General features: G+C 73.8%; 16 protein-coding genes. 5 read left to right on the top strand and 11 right to left on the bottom strand.

What is annotated here, in order from left to right; translation table 11 throughout:
• Positions 1 to 440: 440 nt before the first annotated feature.
• Complete coding sequence (locus ACFV2S_RS36280; protein ID WP_385569986.1) at positions 441 to 1,457, bottom strand: GlxA family transcriptional regulator; 1,017 nt, start codon at positions 1,455 to 1,457, stop codon at positions 441 to 443.
• A gap of 75 nt (positions 1,458 to 1,532) precedes the next feature.
• On the opposite strand from ACFV2S_RS36280, the gene ACFV2S_RS36275 reads away from it, so the two are divergent.
• Positions 1,533 to 2,132, top strand: coding sequence for a cysteine hydrolase family protein (locus ACFV2S_RS36275; RefSeq protein WP_385569981.1), 600 nt, complete (start codon positions 1,533 to 1,535; stop codon positions 2,130 to 2,132).
• Positions 2,133 to 2,136: 4 nt separating this feature from the next.
• Here the strand turns inward: ACFV2S_RS36275 and proC are convergent, their stop codons facing one another.
• The 5 genes from proC to ACFV2S_RS36250 form a co-directional block, all read right to left on the bottom strand.
• Positions 2,137 to 2,946: a pyrroline-5-carboxylate reductase gene (gene proC, locus ACFV2S_RS36270; protein ID WP_385569977.1), complete on the bottom strand. Its 810-nt coding sequence runs from the start codon at positions 2,944 to 2,946 to the stop codon at positions 2,137 to 2,139.
• Between the two features lie 84 nt (positions 2,947 to 3,030).
• Positions 3,031 to 3,768, bottom strand: coding sequence for an ABC transporter permease (locus ACFV2S_RS36265; RefSeq protein WP_385569973.1), 738 nt, complete (start codon positions 3,766 to 3,768; stop codon positions 3,031 to 3,033).
• Positions 3,765 to 4,562 carry an ABC transporter ATP-binding protein gene (locus ACFV2S_RS36260; RefSeq protein ID WP_385569990.1) on the bottom strand — a complete coding sequence of 266 codons (798 nt, stop codon included), beginning with the start codon at positions 4,560 to 4,562 and terminating at the stop codon, positions 3,765 to 3,767. The genes ACFV2S_RS36265 and ACFV2S_RS36260 overlap by 4 nt, the downstream gene beginning before the upstream one ends.
• Before the next feature lie 64 nt (positions 4,563 to 4,626).
• Entirely contained in the window at positions 4,627 to 5,133 is a 507-nt protein-coding gene (locus ACFV2S_RS36255) for a hypothetical protein (protein ID WP_385569968.1), read from the bottom strand.
• A gap of 35 nt (positions 5,134 to 5,168) precedes the next feature.
• Positions 5,169 to 5,420, bottom strand: coding sequence for an SH3 domain-containing protein (locus ACFV2S_RS36250; protein ID WP_385569964.1), 252 nt, complete (start codon positions 5,418 to 5,420; stop codon positions 5,169 to 5,171).
• Between the two features lie 157 nt (positions 5,421 to 5,577).
• On the opposite strand from ACFV2S_RS36250, the gene ACFV2S_RS36245 reads away from it, so the two are divergent.
• On the top strand, positions 5,578 to 7,755 hold the full coding sequence (locus ACFV2S_RS36245) for a PQQ-binding-like beta-propeller repeat protein (protein ID WP_385569960.1): 2,178 nt from the start codon (positions 5,578 to 5,580) through the stop codon (positions 7,753 to 7,755).
• Between the two features lie 78 nt (positions 7,756 to 7,833).
• On the opposite strand, the gene ilvD is transcribed toward ACFV2S_RS36245, so the two are convergent.
• From ilvD to ACFV2S_RS36225, 4 genes are all read right to left on the bottom strand, one after another.
• Complete coding sequence (gene ilvD, locus ACFV2S_RS36240; RefSeq protein ID WP_385569957.1) at positions 7,834 to 9,687, bottom strand: dihydroxy-acid dehydratase; 1,854 nt, start codon at positions 9,685 to 9,687, stop codon at positions 7,834 to 7,836.
• 93 nt (positions 9,688 to 9,780) lie between these two features.
• Positions 9,781 to 10,392, bottom strand: coding sequence for a TetR family transcriptional regulator (locus ACFV2S_RS36235; RefSeq protein ID WP_385569953.1), 612 nt, complete (start codon positions 10,390 to 10,392; stop codon positions 9,781 to 9,783).
• Positions 10,389 to 11,246, bottom strand: a complete 858-nt coding sequence (locus ACFV2S_RS36230) for a sugar phosphate isomerase/epimerase family protein (RefSeq protein ID WP_385569949.1) — start codon at positions 11,244 to 11,246, stop codon at positions 10,389 to 10,391. Before ACFV2S_RS36230 ends, ACFV2S_RS36235 begins: the two co-directional genes overlap by 4 nt.
• Positions 11,247 to 11,371: 125 nt before the next feature.
• A complete protein-coding gene (locus ACFV2S_RS36225) occupies positions 11,372 to 12,304 on the bottom strand; it encodes a Ppx/GppA family phosphatase (protein ID WP_383797176.1) in 933 nt (310 codons plus the stop codon).
• Positions 12,305 to 12,345: 41 nt separating this feature from the next.
• On the opposite strand from ACFV2S_RS36225, the gene ACFV2S_RS36220 reads away from it, so the two are divergent.
• Entirely contained in the window at positions 12,346 to 13,233 is an 888-nt protein-coding gene (locus tag ACFV2S_RS36220) for a hypothetical protein (RefSeq protein WP_385569944.1), read from the top strand.
• A 106-nt stretch (positions 13,234 to 13,339) separates the two neighbouring features.
• On the opposite strand, the gene ACFV2S_RS36215 is transcribed toward ACFV2S_RS36220, so the two are convergent.
• Positions 13,340 to 15,121, bottom strand: coding sequence for a hypothetical protein (locus ACFV2S_RS36215; RefSeq protein WP_385569941.1), 1,782 nt, complete (start codon positions 15,119 to 15,121; stop codon positions 13,340 to 13,342).
• Between the two features lie 184 nt (positions 15,122 to 15,305).
• Here ACFV2S_RS36215 and radA point away from each other — a divergent pair, with 184 nt between their 5' ends.
• Together radA and disA are read left to right on the top strand one after the other, a co-directional pair.
• Positions 15,306 to 16,712, top strand: coding sequence for a DNA repair protein RadA (radA, locus tag ACFV2S_RS36210; protein ID WP_383797577.1), 1,407 nt, complete (start codon positions 15,306 to 15,308; stop codon positions 16,710 to 16,712).
• Positions 16,713 to 17,202: 490 nt separating this feature from the next.
• A complete protein-coding gene (disA, locus tag ACFV2S_RS36205) occupies positions 17,203 to 18,327 on the top strand; it encodes a DNA integrity scanning diadenylate cyclase DisA (RefSeq protein ID WP_385569938.1) in 1,125 nt (374 codons plus the stop codon).
• Positions 18,328 to 18,490: the final 163 nt, after the last annotated feature.

Raw genomic sequence — 18,490 nt, 5'->3', positions numbered from 1 at the left:
AAGGTGCGGACGCTTCCTTCGTTCCTGTTTCCAGGCCCTCCGGGCGCTTCCTTCGTTTCCGACTCTATCAGATCTTTCCGATCCGATTTCCTCGGCGCTTTCCGGTCCTTTTCGCTTTCGCTCCAGGCCCTTCCGGCGTTTCCGACTCTATCAGATCCTTTCGGCGTCTGACTCCCAGTCAGGGGGCTTGTCTTTCCGGCCGTTGGGCCGTTCCGACGAGTGAGACTTTAGTGGATTCCCTGCCTCCGACGCTAATCGGGCGGCTGCGCTCAAACCTTCGAACGCGGATTCCTCATTTCGCAAAAACGCACGGAAAGCATGGCGGCACGACAAAGCACCGTCAGGTTCACTGGTTCTTGCGGAATGGCTGTCCGGGGCCGACCGGGGTCGGTGCTCACGTCGGACAACTCGGAGAACCTTACGGATCGGTGGGTTCCGTGTCAACCCTGGTCCGTGGGCCCGCCGCCGCCCGGGTGACGGAAGGCGTGGCGGTAGTCGCGGGGGCTGGTGCCCAGGTGGGAGGCGAAGTGCTGGCGCATGGTGACCTCGCTGCCGAAGCCCGCGCGCCGGGCCACTTCGGGGAGGGGGTGGTCGGTCCGTTCGAGGAGCTTCTGGGCGGCCGCGACGCGCTGGGTGATGAGCCAGTGGAGCGGGGTGGCTCCTGTCGTCGCCTGGAAGTGGCGGGCGAAGGAGCGGGGGGACATCCCGGCGCGGGCGGCCAGGCTCGCGACGGTGTGGGGTTCGGCGAGGTGGGCCAGGGCGTGGGCGCGTACGGCGGCGAGGGCGTCGGCGTCGCGGTCGGCGCGGGGCGTGGGGTGCTCGATGAACTGGGCCTGGGTCCCCGTACGGAAGGGGGCGGTGACCATCGAGCGGGCGACGGTGGCGGCGGCTTCGGCGCCGTGGGCGGTGCGGACCAGGTGGAGGCAGAGGTCGATGCCGGCGGCGGTGCCGGCCGAGGTCCAGATGCCCGTGTCCTCGACGAAGAGGGCGTCGGGTTCGACCCGGACGGCCGGGTGGCGGGTGGCCAGGGTGTGCGCCAGGTGCCAGTGGGTGACGGCGCGGCGGCCGTCGAGGAGGCCCGCGCGGGCGAGGACGAAGGCGCCCGCGCAGAGGGAGGCGACCGGGACGCCGGCGGTGTGGGCGCGGCGGAGGGCGTCGAGGACGGGGGCGGGGAGGTCGGCGTCGGGGTCCTCGATGCCGGGGACGACGACGAGGTCGGTGGGGGTGAGGTCGTCGATCCAGGTGAGCGGGCGGTCGGGAGTGAGGGTGAGGCCGCCGCGCAGGGGGATGGGGGTGTGCGGGTGGGTGGCGGTCCTGCGGAGTTCGAAGGGCGGGACTCCGCGGGGGGTGCGGTCGCTGTCCCAGACCTCGGTGATGACGGAGATGTCGAAGGTGCGCACGCCGGGGAAGGCGACGAGGGCGATGCGCTGGGGGCGGGGTGCGGGTGTCCGTGGCACGCCTGGCAGTTAACCATCGATCGCTGGCATTCATCCCTCTGGGGCCGGGGCTTCCCCGGCGGGAGGATCGGGGTCATGGAGATCAACGAGAACGCAGCGCTGGTGGTCGTCGACGTGCAGAAGGGCTTCGAGCAGGAGTTCTGGGGCCGGCGGGACAACCCGGGGGCCGAGGGGAACATCGCGGCTCTGATCGACGCCTGGCAGGAGACGGGACGTCCGGTCGTGTTCGTACGGCACGACTCCGTGCAGGCGGGTTCCCCGCTGGCGGCGGGGAGCGGGGGGAACGCGTTCAAGGACTTCGTGGAGGAGCGGCGGGGGAAGGGCGCGGGGCCGGAGCTGCTCGTGACGAAGTCGGTGAACTCGGCCTTCTACGGGGAGCCGGACCTGGACGCGTGGCTGAAGGGTGCCGGGGTCGGGCAGTTCGTGGTCGTGGGGATCCAGACCAACATGTGCAACGAGACGACCGCGCGGATGGGCGGGAACCTGGGGTACGACGTGCTGTTCGCGCTGGACGCGATGCACACCTTCGACCTGGCGGGGCCGTTCGGCTGGACGCGGACGGCGGAGGAGCTGACCCGGGCGACGGCGGTGTCGCTGCACGGTGGGCGGTTCGCCCGGGTCGTGACCACGGCGGACGTGCTGGAGGGCGTACGGGAGGGTGGGTCCGCGGCGTAGCCGGTCAGCTGTTGCCGGAGGCGAGCTCGCGGCTGCGGTCGCGGGCCGCTTCGAGGGCGGCGATCAGGGCGGCCCGTACGCCGTGGTTCTCCAGCTCGCGGATGGCGCTGATGGTGGTGCCGGCGGGGGAGGTGACGGCCTCGCGGAGCTTGACGGGGTGCTCGCCGCTGTCGCGGAGCATGACGGCGGCGCCGATGGCGGCCTGGACGATGAGGTCGTGGGCCTGGGCGCGGGGCAGGCCGAGGAGGATGCCGGCGTCGGTCATGGCCTCGACGAGGAAGTAGAAGTACGCGGGCCCCGAGCCGGAGAGGGCGGTGGCGGCGTCCTGCTGGGACTCGGGGACGCGGAGGGTCTTGCCGACGCCGCCGAAGATCTCCTCGGTGTGGGCGAGGTGGGCGGGGGTGGCGTGGCTGCCGGCGGAGATGACGGACATGCCCTCGTCGACGAGGACGGGGGTGTTCGGCATGACCCGGACGACGGGGGTGCCGGTGGTGAGGCGGTCCTCGATGAAGGAGGTGGGGATGCCCGCCGCCGCGCTGATGACCAGGCGGTCGGCGGTGAGGTGCGGGGTGAGCTCGTCGAGGAGGCGTCCCATGTCCTGCGGCTTGACGGCGAGGATGAGGGTGTCGGCGCGCTTGGCGGCCTCCGCGTTGGTGACGGTCTCGACGCCGTAGCGGGTGCGGAGCTCTTCGGCGCGTTCGGCGCGGCGGGCGGTGACCAGGAGGTTCGCGGGGCGCCAGCCCGCGCGGATCATGCCGCTGAGGAGTGCTTCACCGATCTTGCCGGTGCCGAGGACTGCGACGGTCTGGGTCATGGGTCTGTTCACCTCGCCGGAGGGGGCCTTTTGGTCATCCTTTCACCGGTGGGGTCCGGGGTGCGTGGGGTGTCCGAGGGGCGGTCAGGCGGTGCGGCGGCGGAGGGTGGCGGCGCCGAGGCCGAGGACGAGGACGGCGCAGCCCGCGACGACGAGGGCGTCGCGGACGAAGTCGCCGGTGATGTCGGGGTGGTGGAGTACCTGGTTCATGCCGTCGACGGCGTACGACATCGGCAGGACGTCGGAGATCGCTTCGAGGGCGGGGGCCATGCGGTCGCGCGGGGTGAACAGGCCGCAGAGCAGGAGCTGGGGGAAGATCACGGCCGGCATGAACTGGACGGCCTGGAACTCGGACGCGGCGAAGGCGGAGACGAAGAGGCCGAGCGCGGTGCCGAGGAGGGCGTCGAGGAGGGCGACCAGGAGGAGGAGCCAGGGGGAGCCGATGACGTCGAGGCCGAGGAACCAGACGGCGAGGCCGGTGGCGAGGAGGGACTGGAGGACGGCGACGAGCCCGAAGGCGAGGGCGTAGCCGGTGATGAGTTCGGCCTTGCCGAGGGGCATGGCGAGCAGGCGTTCGAGGGTGCCCGAGGTGCGTTCCCTGAGGGTGGCGATGGAGGTCACCAGGAACATCGTGATGAGCGGGAAGATGCCGAGGAGTGAGGCGCCGATGCTGTCGAACGTCTGCGGGCTTCCGTCGAAGACGTAGCGGAGCAGGAAGAGCATCAGGCAGGGGACGAGGAGCATCAGGGCGATCGAGCGCGGGTCGTGGCGGAGCTGGCGCAGGACGCGGGCGGCGGTGGCGAGGGTGCGGTTCGCGTTCACGGTCGGGGCTCCTGGTCGGCGGCTCGGGCGGCTCGGGCGTTCGCCGCGTCGACGAGGTGGAGGAAGGCCTCTTCGACGGTGGCCGTGTCGTTGCGGCGGCGGAGGGCCTCGGGGGTGTCCTCGGCGAGGATCTCGCCCTCGCGCATGAGGAGGAGGCGGTGGCAGCGCTCGGCCTCGTCCATGACGTGGGAGGAGATGAGGAGGGTGGTGCCGCGTTCGGCGGCGATGCGGTGGAAGAGGTTCCAGAGGTCGCGGCGGAGGACGGGGTCGAGGCCGACCGTGGGTTCGTCGAGGACGAGGAGCTCGGGGGCGCCGAGCAGGGCGACGGCGAGGGAGACGCGGCTGCGCTGGCCGCCGGAGAGCCGGCCGGCGAGGGCGGCGGCGTGGTCGGCGAGGTCGACGTCCTCGATGGCGCGGTCGACGGCGGCGCGTCGGTCGTGGCGGTGGGCGCGGCCGGGGAGCAGGACGGCGGCGAAGTAGTCGAGGTTCTGGCGGACGGTGAGGTCGTCGTAGACGGACGGGGCCTGGGTGACGTACCCGATGCGGGAGCGGAGGGTGGGGTCGCCGGCGGGGCGGCCCAGGACCTGGAGGGTGCCGGTGACCTTGGCCTGGGTTCCGACGATGGCGCGCATGAGGGTGGTCTTGCCGCAGCCGGAGGGTCCGAGGAGGCCGGTGACGAGGCCGGCGGGGACGGTGAAGTCGAGGCCGCGGAGGACCTGGCGGTCGCCGCGTGTGGCGGTGAGGTGCTGCGCGGTGACGGCTGCCCCGTGGCCCTCGGTCGCCGGTTTATTCATCATGCGATGAATAGTGGGCCTGGCGGTGCCGGGCGTCAAGGATCCGGACGGGCGGAGGGGGCCGCTACTTGCGCTTCGGCTTCTTGCGGGCCGAGGGGTTGCCCGTACGGGTGGCACGGCGCTTCTCGTACTGGGCGACGGCCGTCTCGTACTCCGCGCGGCGCAGCTTCTCGCCGGGGGCCTCGACGAAGCAGCGGGCGGCGTAGGCGACGAGGGTGCCGATGAAGCCGATCGCCTTCAGGCTGCGGAGGGACTCCTCGCGGGCCGGGTCGGCCGGGCGGCGGACGAAGCCCTCCCAGGTCTTGGCGAACGCGATGGCGCTGCAGATCGCGAACATGAGCACGACCAGCGTGTTGACGAGGCCGCCGACGTCGGCGATCTGGAGGCCCTCGTAGGCGAAGCGCAGCACGAAGCAGGCCGCGACGGCGGCGGCGAGGGCTCCGGCGGCGAGGCCGAGGCGGCGGGGCTTGTAGGCGCCGCTGTGGTCGACCCAGGTCGTGCCGAAGAAGCGGATCTCCTCCGGCCGCGGGCCGCCGCCGTCACTGTTCGGGGTCTGCTCTTCGTCGCTCATGAGGTCGATTGTCCCAGGGGCGACGGTGAACGGGCTCAGGCGCAGCGCGGTGCGACCATGCCGTCGCTTCCCGTGTGCACATAGGCGTCGGAGAGGTATTCGCCCGCCGCGATGTTGTCCCAGATGTTCGTCGTGCCGTACGGGCCGGAGACCCACTCGCCGTACTTCTGGCACTTGATCGCCACCGTGGCTCCCGGTGCAAGGGACCGGACGACCGGGTACTGGGTGCTCGGTCCCGACCGCACGTTGACCCGGTAGCCCGGTGCGACCTCGTAGCGCGTGGTCATGACGTCCTCCCCCTTGGCGCAAAAGCGCTCCGCCGAGTTTCACTCTCCGCGACGCGCAGGCTAGCAAGCCCCACCGACTTCCCGGGCACCATCGACTAGGCTCCGTCGGGTCGCGCACCTGCGCGCGATGTGACGGGGACTCACACGGGGGTGGGCGATGCCACCGTTGCGCGGCACCGGTGCCGACCGGGAAGCGGAGGGGCCCGAGTACGCGGGCGACTACCGCCTCCAGGCATGTCTGGGAGCCGGCGGCATGGGCGTCGTGCACCTCGCGGCCTCCGCCTCCGGACTGCGGCTCGCGGTCAAGGTCGTGCACGCACGGTATGCGGAGGACCCCGAGTTCAGGGCGCGTTTCCGCCAGGAGGTCGCGGCCGCCCGCCGGGTCAGCGGCGCCTTCACCGCGCCGGTCGTCGACGCCGACCCCGATGCCGTACGCCCCTGGATGGCGACCCTCTACGTGCCCGGACCCACGCTCGCCGACCAGGTGAAGCGGAACGGTCCGCTGTCGCCGGCCGAGCTGCGCCGGCTCACGGCCGGGCTCGCGGAGGCGCTGCGCGACATCCACCGGGCCGGGGTCGTCCACCGGGACCTCAAGCCCAGCAACGTCCTGCTGACCGACACCGGGCCGAAGGTCATCGACTTCGGGATCTCCCGGCCGGTCGACAGCGATCTGCACACGGAGACCGGCAAGCTGATCGGCTCGCCGCCGTTCATGGCGCCCGAGCAGTTCCAGCGGCCCCGGGAGGTCGGGCCGGCGGCGGACGTGTTCGCGCTGGGCTCCGTGCTGGTGCACGCGGCGACCGGGCACGGCCCCTTCGACTCCGACAGCCCGTACATCGTGGCGTACCAGGTCGTCCACGACGAGCCGGACCTCACGGGGGTGCCGGCGGACCTGGCGCCGCTCGTCGCCCGCTGCCTCGCCAAGGAGCCCGTCGACCGGCCGACCCCGGCGCAGATCATGCAGGCGCTGCTGCCCCCCTCGTACGCGGCCGAGGCCTTCATACCGGCACAGCGCCGGCGGCCCGCCCTGCCCGAGGGCGACGGCGGCCCCGCGCCCGCGTGGGACGCGGACACACCGGTACGGGCCCCCGCGCCGGTCCCGCCCCGCCGCGACCCGCGGGTCCCGTCCCTCGCCCGGATCCGGCCCCGCCCGATGATCGCCGTCGCCGCCGCGCTCGCGCTGACCGCGGCCGGTCTCTACGCGGCGCTCAGCCGTCCCGCGGACCGCGCGCCCGAGACCCCCACGAGCCCGGCCGAGGTGGCCACCTCCGTCTCGGGCTGGCACACCGGACTCCAGGAGCACGGACCTTCCTCCGCGCCCGCCTGCGTCCACGGCTCGGGAGCGCTGTACTGCGCCGCCCGCGGCGTCGGCCTCGCCCGGCTCGACCCGGTGACCGGGCGGATCCTCTGGTCGCGGACCGCACCCGTCGAGCAGGAGGCGCCCCGCGCGCCCGTGCTCCTCGCGGACGGCCTGATCGGCGCCGCCCCTCCGACCGGTCCCCTGCGGGCGTACGCGGCCGGGGACGGGACTCCCGGCTGGTCGGCCCGGGGGAAACTGCCCGAGGTCCACCGGCCGGCCGGCTCCGCCGTCGTGCTGTCCGACGGCACCGGCGGCCTCCGGGCGGTCGACGCCCGCAGCGGCGCGGAGCTGTGGCGGCACGGCCTGCCCGGCTTCACGGTCCCGCTCCCCGGGCCGTACGACGCGCCGTCCGGCCTCCTCACGGTGTCGGAGACCTCCTTCGACGGGTCGCACACCCGGGTCGCGGCCGTCCGCCCCACGACCGGCGAGACCGTCTGGCAGCGGAACCTGGACGGCGAGCTCGACCCGCTGGGCCGCACCGGCGACGGCACGCTGGTCCTCGCGCACCTCTACCAGTCCTCGCTGGTCGACTCCCTGGTCCTGCTGGGCCCCGGCGAGGGCGCGGACGCCCCCGTCCGCACGGTGGCCCTGCCCTACCGGATGGACCTCCGGGGCATCGCCGTGCGCGGCGCGGTCGTCCATCTGCTCGACGCCGACGGCCACCTCACGGCCTTCGACACCGCCGCACCGAAGGGCCGGGTGGTGTGGGACCTGGAGACGGGCGCCGGGAACGTCTCCGCGCCGGTCCTCGGCTCCGGCGACCGGCTCTACTTCTCCGTCCAGGACGGCCGGCTGCTCGCCGTCGACACCGCGCGCGGGGCGGTCGTCGGGCAGACCAGGCCGCGGCTGCGCAACGGCCGCCTCGGGTACGCGCCCCTCGTGCCCGCGCCGCTGGTCGCCGGGGACCGGGTCTTCGGGACGGCGCCGGACGGCTCCGTCTTCGCGGTGGACGCGCGCGACCCCGGCTCCTGGTGAGCCGCTGACACCCGCCTACGACGGAAGGGGAGCGGGCCCGCGGCCCGCTCCCCTTCCGTCGTACGTCTCCCGCCGGGATCAGCCCAGCTTCGTCACGTCCCTGACCGCGCCCTTGTCGGCGCTCGTCGCCATCGCCGCGTACGCCTTCAGCGCCGCCGACACCTTGCGCTCCCGGTTCTTCGGCGCGTACACGCCGTTGAGGGCCTCGCGGCGGGCCGCGAGGGTGGCGTCGTCGACCAGGAGCTCGATCGAGCGGTTCGGGATGTCGATGCGGATGCGGTCGCCGTCCTCGACGAACGCGATCGTGCCGCCCGAGGCCGCCTCCGGGGAGGCGTGGCCGATGGAGAGGCCCGAGGTGCCGCCGGAGAAGCGCCCGTCGGTGACCAGGGCGCAGGTCTTGCCCAGGCCGCGGCCCTTCAGGAAGGAGGTCGGGTAGAGCATCTCCTGCATGCCGGGGCCGCCCTTGGGGCCCTCGTAGCGGATGACGACCACGTCGCCGTCCGTGACCTGCTTGTTCAGGATCTTCTCGACGGCCTCCTCCTGCGACTCGCAGACGACGGCCGGGCCCTCGAAGGTCCAGATCGACTCGTCGACGCCGGCGGTCTTCACGACGCAGCCGTCGACGGCGAGGTTGCCGTGCAGGACGGCGAGGCCGCCGTCCTTCGAGTACGCGTGCTCCGCGTCGCGGATGCAGCCGTTCGCCGCGTCCGTGTCGAGGGTGTCCCAGCGCTCCGACTGGGAGAAGGCGGTCGCCGAGCGGACGCAGCCGGGGGCCGCGTGCCACAGCTCGACGGCCTCGTCCGAGGGGGAGCCGCCGCGCACGTCCCAGGTCTCCAGCCACTCCTTGACGGAGGGCGCGTGGACGGCGTGGACGTCCTCGTTCAGCAGGCCCGCGCGGTAGAGCTCGCCGAGGATGGCGGGGATGCCGCCCGCCCGGTGCACGTCCTCCATGTAGTACGTGCGGTCCTTGGCGACGTTCGGGGCGACCTTGGCCAGGCAGGGCACCCGGCGGGAGACCTCGTCCATGTCCGGCAGGCCGTAGTCGAGCTCGGCCTCCTGGGCGGCGGCGAGCAGGTGCAGGATCGTGTTGGTGGAGCCGCCCATGGCGATGTCGAGGGCCATGGCGTTCTCGAAGGCGGCGCGGGACGCGATCGAGCGGGGCAGGACGGAGTCGTCGTCCTCGTCGTAGTAGCGGCGGGTGATGTCGACGACCGTGCGGGCCGCGTTCTCGTACAGCGCGCGGCGGGCGGTGTGGGTGGCGAGCACCGTGCCGTTGCCGGGGAGGGACAGGCCGATCGCCTCGGTCAGGCAGTTCATCGAGTTGGCGGTGAACATGCCGGAACAGGACCCGCAGGTCGGGCAGGCGTTCTCCTCGATGCGGGCGATGTCCTCGTCGGAGATCTTCGGGTTAACGGCGTCGGAGATCGCGTCGACCAGGTCGAGGGTGCGGACCGAGCCGTCGACGAGCGTGGCGCGGCCGGACTCCATCGGGCCGCCGGAGACGAAGACCGTCGGGATGTTGAGGCGCAGGGCCGCCATCAGCATGCCGGGGGTGATCTTGTCGCAGTTGGAGATGCAGATCAGGGCGTCGGCGCAGTGCGCCTCGACCATGTACTCCACGCTGTCCGCGATCAGGTCGCGCGAGGGCAGGCTGTAGAGCATGCCGCCGTGGCCCATGGCGATGCCGTCGTCGACGGCGATCGTGTTGAACTCGCGGGCGATGCCGCCGGCGGCGGTGATGGCCTCGGAGACGATCCGGCCGACCGGCTGGAGGTGCGTGTGGCCGGGGACGAACTCGGTGAAGGAGTTGGCCACGGCGATGATCGGCTTCCGGCCGATGTCCGCGCCGGGTACACCGGAGGCGCGCATAAGGGCGCGTGCGCCCGCCATGTTGCGGCCGTGGGTGACTGTGCGGGACCTCAGCTCGGGCATCGTCGCTCGCTCCTCGTGATGGGTGTGCTTGCATTCGAGCGTACGCCGACGCTCCAAGATCTGGACAGGGTGTCCGCAATGCGGGACGCGTGTTCAGCTTTCGGTCAGGTAGCGCTGGAGCGTCGGGGCCACCTGCTCGACGATCCGCTCCGGATCCGCCGAGGCCAGCGGCTCGACCTGGATCACGTACCGCATGATCACGATCCCGATCATGTGGGAGGCGGCCAGCTCCGCGCGGAAGCCCGGATCCGGCACGTCCAGCTCGGCCGCGATCCGCTCCAGGAGCCGGCGCAGCACGAAGGTCCGCAGCACCTTGGCCGCCGCCTCGTGGGTCAGCGCGGAGCGGACGATCGCGAGGAGCGGGGCGCGGGAGGCCGGGTTCTCCCAGACGCCGATGAAGAAGCGGGCGAGCCGCTCGCCGATGGCCTCGCGGGGGCCGGTGAGGATCGCCGGGAGCACGGCGGCCGGCTCGAAGGAGACCTCGACGGCGGCGGCGAAGACCTCGTCCTTGGTGCCGAAGTAGTGGTGCACGAGCGCCGGGTCGACACCGGCGGTCCTGGCGATGCCGCGGACCGAGGCCTTGTCGTAGCCGCGCTCGGCGAACTGGGCGCGGGCCGCCTCCAGGATGCGGGTCCGCGCGTCCGGTCCGCTCTCCTCCTCGGTACGGGACGGGCGGCCGCGCCGGCGCGGGGCCGGGTCGGTCATGGGCGCGGGGCCCGTTCCGCCGGGCGGGGGCCGGGGGCGGGGCGGCCGGCCGGCGAGGCGAGGTGGAGCCGGGTGAAGGCGAGGGCCTCCGCGAGGTCGGCCTCGCGTTCGGCGGCTGACATCGCGCGGCGGGTGTTGACCTCGATGACGACGTGCCCGTCGAAGCCGGTGAGGGCGAGCCGCTCCAGGAGCTCGGCGCAGGGCTGGGTGCCGCGCCCCGGGACGAGGTGCTCGTCCTTGGCGGAGCCCCTGCCGTCGGCGAGGTGGACGTGGCCGAGGCGGTCGCCCATGCGGTCGATCATCGCGAGGGCGTCGGTGCGGGCGGTCGCGGTGTGCGAGAGGTCGACGGTGAAGTGCCGGTAGTCGTCCTTGGTGACGTCCCACTCGGGGGCGTACGCGAGCATCTCGCGGTCCTTGTAGCGCCACGGGTACATGTTCTCGACGGCGAACCGGACGTCGGTCTCGTCCGCCATCCGCCAGATGCCCGTCACGAAGTCCTTGGCGTACTGGCGCTGCCAGCGGAACGGCGGGTGCACGACGACCGTCGACGCGCCGAGGCGCTCGGCCGCCGCCTGCGCGCGCTGGAGCTTGATCCACGGGTCGGTGGACCAGACGCGCTGGGTGATGAGGAGACAGGGGGCGTGCACGGCCAGGATCGGGACCTGGTGGTAGTCGGAGAGCCGGCGCAGCGCCTCGACGTCCTGGCTGACCGGGTCGGTCCACACCATGACCTCGACGCCGTCGTACCCGAGGCGCGCGGCGATCTCGAAGGCCGTCGCCGTCGACTCCGGATAGACCGAGGCCGTCGACAGGGCGACCTTCGCATCCGGGACGCGCACCACTGGTTCTGCCACGGGGAACAGGGTACGGGGCGGGGCGCGGGGCCGGAGGGTGCTTCCGGTCACGCCCGACGCCGCCCGACGCCGCCCGGCGGTCACGGCCGGCGCGGCCCGGCCGTCGCGGCCGCCCCCGCCGTCCGTCAGTGCTCCGGCAGGTGGTCCAGGCGGCGCAGGATGACGCCCTCGCGCAGGGCCCAGGGGCAGATCTCCAGCTCCTCGACACCGAGCAGGTCCATCGCGCCCTCGGCGACGAGCGCGCCCGCGAGGACCTGTCCGGCGCGGCCCTCCGAGACGCCCGGGAGCGCGGCGCGCTCGGGCACGGTCATCGCGGCGAGGCGCGGGACCCACTCCTCCAGGGACTTGCGGGTCAGGATCCGCTGGACGTACAGGCCCTCGCCGGAGCCCGGCGCGCCCGCGATCCTGGCGAGCTGCTTGAAGGTCTTGGAGGTGGCCACGACGTGGTCGGGGCGGCCGGAGCGGCTGAACTCGCCGACCGTCCGGGCGATCTGCGCGCGCACGTGGCGGCGCAGGGCCTTCACGTCGGCGGTGTCGGCCGGGTCGCCGGGCAGCCAGCCGGCCGTCAGACGGCCGGCGCCGAGGGGCAGCGAGACCGCGGTGTCGGGGTCCTCGTCGATGCCGTACGCGACTTCGAGGGAGCCGCCGCCGATGTCGAGGAGGAGCAGCTTGCCGGCGGACCAGCCGAACCAGCGGCGGGCGGCGAGGAAGGTGAGCCGGGCCTCCTCCTCGCCCGTGAGGACCTGGAGGTCGACCCCGGTCTCGTCCTTCACGCGCGCGAGGACCGCGTCGGCGTTGCTGGCCTCGCGCACCGCGGAGGTCGCGAACGGCAGCACCTCCTCGCAGCCCTTGTCCTCGGCGGCCAGGAGCGCGTCCCGCACGGTCGCGATCAGCCGCTCGACGCCGTCGGGCGCGATCGCGCCCCGCTCGTCGAGCAGTTCGGCGAGCCGCAGCTCCGCCTTGTGCGAGTGGGCGGGCAGCGGCCGGGCGCCGGGGTGGGCATCCACCACGAGGAGGTGCACTGTGTTCGAACCGACGTCGAGGACTCCGAGTCTCATGGGCGGAACGCTACTGCTCCCGCCGTCATACGCTTGGTCCTGTGCCAAAGACGAAGAAGGCGAAGCAGGACAAAGACCGCGGCGGCGACGGTGGCGTGCAGGCGGCCAGGAGCGCGCACGCGGCGAAGGCCGTGAAGGCGGTCAAGGTCGGGAAGCAGAAGCGGGGCCCGGCCGAGGAGCCCGACGAGAAGGGCCTCGACTTCGCGCGCGCGTGGGTCGAGTTTCCCGATCCGGCGGACGAGGAGCAGGTCTTCCGCTGCGATCTGACCTGGCTGACCTCGCGCTGGACCTGCATCTTCGGCAACGGCTGCCAGGGCATCCAGGAAGGGCGCGCCGACGACGGCTGCTGCACGCTGGGCGCGCACTTCTCCGACGAGGACGACGAGAAGCGGGTCGCGGAGCACGTGGCCCGGCTCACCCCGGAGCTGTGGCAGTTCCACGACGTGGGCGCGGAGTCGGGCTGGGTGCAGCTCGACGAGGACGGCGACCGGCAGACCCGCCGCTGGGAGGGGTCCTGCATCTTCCAGAACCGGCCCGGTTTCGCGGGCGGCGCGGGCTGCTCGCTGCACATCCTGGCGATGAAGGAGGGCCGGGAGCCGCTGGAGACGAAGCCGGACGTGTGCTGGCAGCTGCCGGTGCGGCGGACGTACGACTGGATCGAGCGCCCCGACGACTCGAAGGTCCTCCAGGTGTCGATCGGCGAGTACGACCGGCGTGGCTGGGGGCCGGGCGGCCACGACCTGCACTGGTACTGCACGACGGCGACGTCGGCGCACGTCGGCGGTGAGCCGGTCTACGTCTCGTACCGGCCGGAGCTCGTCGAGATGATGGGCGAGGAGGCGTACGGGGTGCTGGCCGGGCTCTGCGAGGCGCGGCTGGCCTCGCAGCTGCCGCTGGTGGCTCCGCACCCGGCCGACCCGGTCGGCTAGGCCGTTTCTTTCGGATCAGGCCGGAGCCGCGAGCCCGGCACGATCCGAACGAGACGGCCTGGGGGCCCGTCCCCTTCGTCCCCCGCCCAGGACCTGTCCCCTTCGTCTACGACGACGGCGGCGGGTCCTCCGTCGTCGGCGGGGGTGTGCCCGGGTCCGAGGTCGTGGGCGGGGGTTCCTCGGTCGTCGGGGGCGGGGTGGTCGGTTCCGTCGTCGGTTCGGTGGTCGGCGGCGGGGTCGTGGGCTCGGTGGTCGGCGGCGTCGTCGGCTCCGTCGTGGGCGGGGACGTCGGCGGGGTGGTCGGTTCGGTCGTCGGCGGGGACGTGGGCGGGGTGGTCGGCGGGGTCGTGGGCTCCGTCGTGGTGACCGGTGGGGGCGGGAAGTCCCCGGCGTCGGCCGGCCGGCTGTAGCCGTCGATCCGGACGACCGCTCCCGAGGGGTTCACGCCCAGGCGCGCGCTCCAGGAGCCGACGGGCTCGCGGGCGTGGTCGACGCCGACGGCGATCGTGATCCTCTCGCCGGGGCGGAGCGTGCCGGAGGCCCGGCTCACGTACAGCCAGGGGGCGTCCGTCCACAGCGACCAGTCGACGGGTGTGCCCCCCGAGGCGGTGAGCGTGAGCAGGGTGAGGTCGCCGCGGCCGGTGGCGGTGACCGTGATCCAGCCGGCGGCGGGTTCGCCGGGCCGGCCCGGCGCGGCGGGGCCGCCGGGGCTGACGACCTCGACGGAGACGTCGGGGGCGCGGCTGCCCTGGGTGAAGCGGGGCTCGGGGGTGGTGCTGGCGTTGCCCGCGTTCTCGTAGCGGTCGCCGTCGGGGCCCACCGGTTCGTCCGCCTCGCGCGCGCTGATCCTGGCCCCGTCGTGTCCGGCGGTGTCCTCCGTGGGAGCGCCGCGGTAGGAGGTCCACAGGGCGAGGACGGGCGCGGCGACCACGGCGGCGACGACCGTGGTGGTGACCGCGCGGGCCCGCATCCGGTCGCGGCGGGCGACATGGTCCTTGGGGTCCATGGGGAAGCCGGTCGGCGCGAAGCGCGGGGCTCCGGCACGCGCGCGCGGGACGTGCAGCATCGCCATGTAGGCGGCGGCCCTGGGCGCCTCGACGAGCGGCAGCCGGTCCGCCGGGAGGGCCGCCGTTCCCGGCCAGGGTCCAGCGGCGCCCACGCGCTCGGCCGCGCGGCGGCAGCGGGGGCAGTCGTCGACGTGCCGGACGAGTTCGGCGCGCAGGGCGGCCGAGAGGAGCACCTGGTGGTCGCCGGTGAGCCGGGCGACGGTGGGGCAGCTGCCGGTCTCGACGACGGCGAGGGCGGCGCGGGTGCGTTCGACCTCGCAGCCGGCGGTGGCGAGGAGTTCGCGGGCGGCGAGCGGGTCGAGGGAGAGCACGGCGGCGACCTGGCGGTGGCTGAGGCCGTGCCGCACGGCGAGTTCCAGGGCCTCGCGCTGCTCGGGCGTGGTGCCGGCCGCTTCGGGCCAGGCGAGCAGGGCGAGCTCGGTGCGGCGGCGCTCGGCGGTCTCCTGGGAGACCCGGGGCGGCTCGGGGGCGGTGACGGCCGGGCGGCCGGTGTGGGCGCCCTGGCGCTTGCGGCGCTGTTCGCCGAGGCTGCGCAGGCAGGCCCAGCGGGCGAGGGCGTACAGCCAGGCCGTGCGTCCGTCCTCGTCCGAGGGGCAGCGGCCGTGATGGCGCTCGGCGACGGCGAGGACGTCGCCGAGGACGGCGGTGGCCGTGTCGTGGTCGCAGAGCACGGAGAGGCAGTACGTGAAGAGGCCGTCGAGGGCTGCCTCGTAGCGGGCGGGGGGACGCCGGCCGAGCGTGCGCGGTCCCTGGTCCGTGGCGCGGTGCGCCCGGTGTGCGCCGGTGGTGCGTGCGGGGGAATCCAGCCTGCTGCTCGTCACTGGGCGACCGTAGGCAGGGCGGGGGGCACTCTTCGTACCGGTTGCTCCATTCTCATTCTTACGGGTGAAGCTATCGCTCGAAGGGGGACAGGAAGCGGGCGTTCCGGTGCCTTCCGTGTCTTCGGTGTCTCCCCCTGTGGAGGACGGCGGCCCGTTGTCGGTGGCGGCGGATACGGTGTGGCCCATGGCTGCCCGTACGAAAACCGCCAAGGACCGGCCGTCCTACCGCTGCACCGAGTGCGGCTGGCAGACGGCCAAGTGGCTCGGCCGCTGCCCCGAGTGCCAGGCCTGGGGGACGGTCGAGGAGTACGGCGCGCCCGCCGTCCGGACGACCGCCGCCGGCCGGGTCTCCACCGCCGCGCTGCCCATCGGCCAGGTCGACGGCCGCCAGGCGACCGCCCGCTCGACCGGCGTGGACGAGCTGGACCGGGTCCTCGGCGGGGGGCTGGTGCCCGGCGCCGTGGTGCTGCTCGCGGGTGAGCCCGGGGTCGGCAAGTCGACGCTCCTGCTCGACGTGGCGGCCAAGGCCTCCAGCGACGAGCACCGCACGCTGTACGTCACGGGCGAGGAGTCCGCGAGCCAGGTCCGGATGCGCGCGGACCGGATCGACGCGCTCAGCGACCATCTGTACCTGGCGGCCGAGACCGACCTGTCGGCCGTCCTCGGGCACCTCGACGCCGTGAAGCCCTCGCTGCTGATCATGGACTCGGTGCAGACGGTCGCCTCGCCCGAGATCGACGGCGCTCCCGGCGGCATGGCGCAGGTCCGCGAGGTCGCGGGGGCCCTCATCCGGGCGTCCAAGGAGCGGGGCATGTCGACGCTCCTCGTCGGCCACGTCACCAAGGACGGGGCCATCGCGGGTCCCCGGCTCCTGGAGCACCTGGTCGACGTCGTCCTGAGCTTCGAGGGCGACCGGCACGCGCGCCTGCGTCTGGTCCGGGGCGTGAAGAACCGGTACGGGGCGACGGACGAGGTCGGCTGCTTCGAGCTGCACGACGAGGGCATCACGGGGCTCGCCGACCCCTCCGGGCTCTTCCTGACCCGGCGTGACGTGGCCGTGCCGGGCACCTGCCTGACGGTCACCCTGGAGGGCAAGCGCCCGCTGGTCGCCGAGGTGCAGGCGCTGACGGTCGACTCGCAGATCCCCTCGCCGCGGCGGACGACCTCGGGCCTGGAGACCTCCCGGGTCTCGATGATGCTGGCGGTCCTGGAGCAGCGCGGCCGGATCAGCGCGCTGGGCAAGCGGGACATCTACAGCGCGACCGTGGGCGGGGTGAAGCTCACCGAGCCCGCCGCCGACCTGGCGATCGCGCTGGCGCTGGCCTCAGCGGCGAGCGACACGCCGCTGCCGAAGAACCTGGTCGCGATCGGGGAGGTCGGGCTCGCGGGCGAGGTGCGGCGGGTGACGGGCGTGCAGCGGCGGCTCGCCGAGGCGCACCGGCTGGGCTTCACGCACGCGCTGGTCCCGGTGGACCCGGGGAAGGTGCCGGCCGGGATGAAGGTGACGGAGGTGGCGGACGTGGGGGACGCGCTGCGGGTGCTGCCGCGGAGCCGGCGGGGCAGGGCCGCCGAGGAGACGCCGGACCGCTGACCCGGGCCGGTCCCCGGCGGTCGGGTACGGGCGGGGAGGCGGGGCACGGTCCCGGCGGCGGGTGTGCGTGTGCGTACGGCCCGGGCGGGACCGTGCGCACGCGCCGGGTGCGGCCCTGCCGCAGGACCCGGGTGCGGCCCCGCGTACGAGCCGGGTGCGGCCCTGTGTGCCGGCCCGGGTGCGGCCTCGCGTCCTGGCCGGGCGCGACCCCGCCTCCGGGCCGGGTGAGACCCTGCGTACGGGCCGGGCGATGCCCTGCTCACGGGCCGGGTGAGACCCCGCGTACCGCCCAGGCGCGGCCCCGCGCGCGGCCCGGCTGTGACCCGTGTCCGGTGAGGTGCGCCCCGCGTCCGGGCCGGTGCGATCCCGGTGTCCGGACGGACACGGCCGCGCGGAACGGACCCACACATCGCATCAGCGAACCCCCGGCGGGGCGGTGTCGCTAGACTTTGCCCTGGTCTCGCCCATCCGTACGAGCCGGAGGAGTGCAGTGGCAGCCAAGGACGGGGCAACAGGTCCTGGAAAGTCCGGCGCGGGCTCCGGCAACGAAGCGCTGATGCGCGCTGCCCTGAGCGCGGTCGCGCCGGGTACCGCGCTGCGCGACGGCCTGGAGCGGATCCTCCGGGGAAACACGGGCGGTCTCATCGTGCTCGGCCTGGACAAGACGGTCGACTCGATGTGCACCGGCGGTTTCGTGCTGGACGTCGAGTTCGCCGCGACGCGCCTGCGCGAGCTGTGCAAGCTCGACGGCGCGCTCGTCCTGGACAAGGACATCACCAAGATCCACCGCGCGGGCGTGCAGCTGGTGCCGGACGCCTCCATCCCCACCGAGGAGACCGGCACCCGCCACCGCACGGCGGACCGGGTCTCCAAGCAGTGCAACTTCCCGGTCGTCTCCGTCTCCCAGTCGATGCGTCTGATCGCGCTGTACGTGGACGGTGAGCGCCGGGTCCTGGAGGAGTCGGCCGCGATCCTGTCCCGGGCCAACCAGGCGCTCGCGACCCTGGAGCGGTACAAGCTGCGGCTCGACGAGGTGGCCGGCACGCTCTCCGCCCTGGAGATCGAGGACCTGGTCACGGTCCGGGACGTCACCGCGGTCGCCCAGCGTCTGGAGATGGTCCGCAGGATCGCCACCGAGATCGCGGAGTACGTGGTCGAGCTCGGCACCGACGGGCGGCTGCTCTCGCTCCAGCTCGACGAGCTGATCGCGGGGGTGGAACCGGAGCGCGAGCTGGTGATCCGGGACTACGTGCCGGAGCCGACGGCGAAGCGTTCGCGGACGGTCGCCGAGGCGCTCACCGAACTGGACGCGCTCACCCACACCGAGCTGCTCGAACTCCCGGTCGTGGCGCGGGCCCTCGGCTACAGCGGCTCGCCCGAGACCCTCGACTCGGCGGTCTCGCCGCGCGGCTACCGGCTCCTGGCGAAGGTGCCCCGGCTGCCCGGCGCGATCATCGAGCGCCTGGTGGAGCACTTCGGCGGGCTGCAGAAGCTGCTCGCGGCGAGCGTGGACGACCTGCAGACCGTCGACGGCGTCGGCGAGGCCCGGGCCCGCAGCGTCCGCGAGGGCCTGTCGCGCCTGGCGGAGTCCTCGATCCTGGAGCGGTACGTCTGATCCCCGGGGCTGACCCCCGGGGGATCCCCGGGGCTGACCCCCGGGGGATCCCCGGGGCTGACCCCCGGAGGCTGACCCCCGGAGGCTGACCCCCACGGCTGATCCCCGGGGGGGGGGGCCGCGCGCGGGCGCGCGCGGCCGCGCGCGCGGGCGCGCGAGATCG

Source organism: Streptomyces sp. NPDC059695 (assembly GCF_042733785.1).
Taxonomy (GTDB): Bacteria; Actinomycetota; Actinomycetes; order Streptomycetales; family Streptomycetaceae; genus Streptomyces.
This window is presented reverse-complemented; position numbering and strand designations above follow the sequence as displayed.